Below are 3,307 nucleotides of genomic sequence, written 5' to 3' on the forward strand. Positions count from 1 at the left end.
GTTTATGAGAAGTGGTATGGAATAGAGCACAAATCCCCTCAGTTTATAAAGGAGGCGGTTTACGGGCTCTGCGAGTTAAACCGCAGTCAGATTACGGCAGACACAAGGCTGGTGGCAAATCCCGGCTGTTACACCACCTGCTCCATTCTCACTGCGTATCCGCTGGTGAAGGAGGGGCTGATCGATGCAGACACCTTGATCGTGGATGCAAAGTCGGGGACCTCCGGAGCGGGACGGGGGGCAAAGGTGCAGAATCTGTTCTGCGAGGTCAATGAAAATATGAAGGCTTACGGAGTGGCAGGCCACAGACATACGCCGGAGATAGAGGAGCAGCTTGGATACGCCTCCGGCGGCCAGGTGACCATTAATTTCACGCCTCATCTGGTGCCTATGAACAGAGGGATTCTGGTTACGGAGTACGCTTCTCTCAAAAGAAGAGAGGATGGAACGCTTCCCTCCTATGAGGAGATCAAAGCGGTCTATGACAAGTATTACGGAGAGGAACGGTTCATCCGCATGCTGGAGAAGGGAGTCTGCCCGGAAACCAAGTGGGTGGAGGGCAGCAATTATGTGGATATCGGCTTTGTGATTGATGAGCGCACAGGGCGCATTGTGATGATGGGCGCTTTGGACAATCTGGTAAAGGGCGCGGCAGGGCAGGCGGTGCAGAACATGAATCTGCTCTTTGGACTGCCGGAGGAAGAGGGGTTGGATCTGATTCCCTGCTTTCCTTGAGAAATGCTGCTGCCGTGTCTCTTTGCCCCGGCAGCCTGAAAAACAGAAAAGCGCGGAGGATTCACATGGAGGGACATTTGACAAAAAAGGCCAAGGAAGAAAGGGAGTTTAAGGAGCTTGCGGTCTATGAGCTGCTGGATGATCTGGGGATTTCCTATACCCGTCTGGATCATGAGGCCGTTTACACCATAGAGGGCTGCGATGAGATCGGCGGGCGCTTGGGGGTTAAGCTTTGCAAAAATCTTTTTTTGTGCAATTCCCAGAGGACAAAATTTTATCTGCTTATGATGCCGGGGGATAAGCGGTTTGTAACCAAGGATTTCTGCCGCCAGATCGAAAGCCCCCGGCTGAGCTTTGCACCCCCGGAGTACATGGAGCAGTTTTTGAACATTACGCCAGGGAGCGTAAGCGTTATGGGACTGATGAACGACACGGAAAACAGAGTGCAGCTGGTGATTGACAGGCAGGTGCTTGAAATGGAGTATATTGGGTGTCACCCCTGCGTGAACACCAGCAGCATTCGTCTTTCCACAAAGGATCTGGCAGAAAAATTTCTGCCCCGGGTAAAGCATGATTATTGGACGGTGGAGCTGTAGCGGACAGTTTTTCGGGAAAGGATTTTAGGATGGAAAAGGATCAGTTTGTCATAAGAACAATGAAAATAGAGGATTACGATGGACTGAGGGCCCTTTGGATGACCATAAAGGGCTTCGGCATTCGAAGCATTGACGATTCCAGAGAGGGCGTGGCGCGCTTCCTTGCCCGCAATCCGGGCACCAGCGTAGTGGCTCTCTCACCGGATGAAGAGGTGGTGGGAGGGATCCTGTGCGGCCACGATGGGAGAAGGGGCTGTCTGTATCATGTATGCGTCAGGGAGGATTACAGGAGGCACGGCATCGGCAAGGCCATGGTGGTCTACTGTATGAATGCGCTGAAGGCTGAGAATATCAATAAGGTGAGTCTCATAGCCTTTACGAAAAATGATGTGGGAAACGCATTTTGGAACTGCATCGGCTGGACAAAGAGACAGGATTTGAATTATTATGATTTTACCCTCAATGAGGAAAATATTACGGCATTTAACCGTTAAGAAGGTCGCGAGCATGGACATAATAACCAAAAACGGGTTCCGAAGCAGTAGCTAGTCACCCTTATTTTGGTTATGATGACCAGGCTCTGATACCAGTAGTTTCGCAATGACTTATAAATGAGGACAGTCCTTTCAAAAGGACAGGAGGTATGGAAATGAGGCAGATAGAAGGCGGCGTGACCGCGGCAAAGGGCTTTGAGGCCGCAGGAGCGGAAGCAGAGGTGAAATATAAGGGCAGGAAAGACGTGGCGTTAATTATGAGCAAGGCGCCCTGCAGGGCGGCCGGAACCTTTACCACAAATGTGGTGAAGGCTGCTCCGGTGCTTTGGGATAAAGAAGTGGTGGAGCATTCTCCCTATGTGCAGGCGGTGGTGGCAAACTCCGGGATTGCAAACGCCTGTACCGGAAAGCAGGGGATGGAGTGCTGCAGGGAGGAGGCCCGGTGGGCCGGGGAGCTGCTGGGAATCCCGCAGAGCGCGGTTTTGGTGGCCTCCACAGGAGTGATCGGAAAGCAGATACCTATGGACAGAATCCATGAGGGCATAAAGAAGGCAGCAGCGGCCAAAAATGACACGCTGGAAGCGGGACTTGACGCGGCCCAGGCCATTATGACCACGGACACTATGCCAAAACAGCTTGCCGTTGAGACAACCATCGGGGGAAAAACGGTGACCCTTGGAGGCATGTGCAAGGGCTCCGGGATGATTCATCCCAATATGTGCACCATGCTCTGCTTTATCACTACGGACGCCAATATTTCAAAGGATATGCTGAAAAAGGCGGTAAGCGCCGATGTGAAGGATTCCTTTAACATGATATCTGTGGATGGGGACACCTCCACCAACGACACCTTTCTGGTGCTGGCAAACGGCATGGCCGAGAACCCTGAGATCACAGCAGAGGGGGCCGATTTTGACGCCTTTTGCCAGGCCCTTGCTTTTTTGACCACTGGTCTTGCCAAAATGATGGCCGGGGATGGAGAGGGCGCCACCGCCTTGTTTGAAACGAAGGTGGTGGGAGCGGCCACCAAGGAGGACGCCCGGGTGCTCGCCAAGTCGGTGATTTGCTCCTCACTGACCAAGGCGGCCATTTTCGGACATGACGCAAACTGGGGACGCATTTTGTGTGCTCTTGGCTATTCCGGTGCAGATTTTGATCCCGACAATGTGGATTTGTATTTTCAGGGGAAAAGCGGAAAGATTCATATTTTCGGAAAAGGAAATGCCTGTGATTACAGCGAGGAGGAGGCCTCACAGCTTTTGTCACAGAAGGAGGTGCGTGTGCTGGTGGATATGCACATGGGAAATGAGGAGGCCACAGCCTGGGGCTGCGATCTGAGCTATGACTATGTGAAAATCAATGCGGATTACCGTTCTTAATGAATTAGGCGTTTGCGAAACTCGCTGGCAAAGTCACGAAGCTGGTCATAATAACCAAAAACGGGTTCCGAAGCAGTAGCTAGTCACCCTTATTTTGGTTATT

At 52.0% G+C, this 3,307-nt stretch carries 4 protein-coding genes; all 4 read left to right on the forward strand.

Annotated features, from left to right (window positions below; genetic code table 11):
* Positions 1–735, forward strand: a 735-nt coding sequence (argC, locus tag AC1WIP_RS13470; protein WP_481142311.1) for an N-acetyl-gamma-glutamyl-phosphate reductase, incomplete at its 5' end; no start/stop codon positions are given.
* A 65-nt stretch (positions 736–800) separates the two neighbouring features.
* Positions 801–1,331, forward strand: coding sequence for a prolyl-tRNA synthetase associated domain-containing protein (locus AC1WIP_RS13475; RefSeq protein WP_481142312.1), 531 nt, complete (start codon positions 801–803; stop codon positions 1,329–1,331).
* A 29-nt stretch (positions 1,332–1,360) separates the two neighbouring features.
* On the forward strand, positions 1,361–1,825 hold the full coding sequence (locus AC1WIP_RS13480; RefSeq protein WP_318704575.1) for a GNAT family N-acetyltransferase: 465 nt from the start codon (positions 1,361–1,363) through the stop codon (positions 1,823–1,825).
* A gap of 155 nt (positions 1,826–1,980) precedes the next feature.
* A complete protein-coding gene (argJ, locus tag AC1WIP_RS13485) occupies positions 1,981–3,204 on the forward strand; it encodes a bifunctional glutamate N-acetyltransferase/amino-acid acetyltransferase ArgJ (RefSeq protein ID WP_481142313.1) in 1,224 nt (407 codons plus the stop codon).
* Positions 3,205–3,307 lie beyond the last annotated feature (103 nt).

It is taken from the genome of Acetatifactor sp. (genome assembly GCF_982438285.1).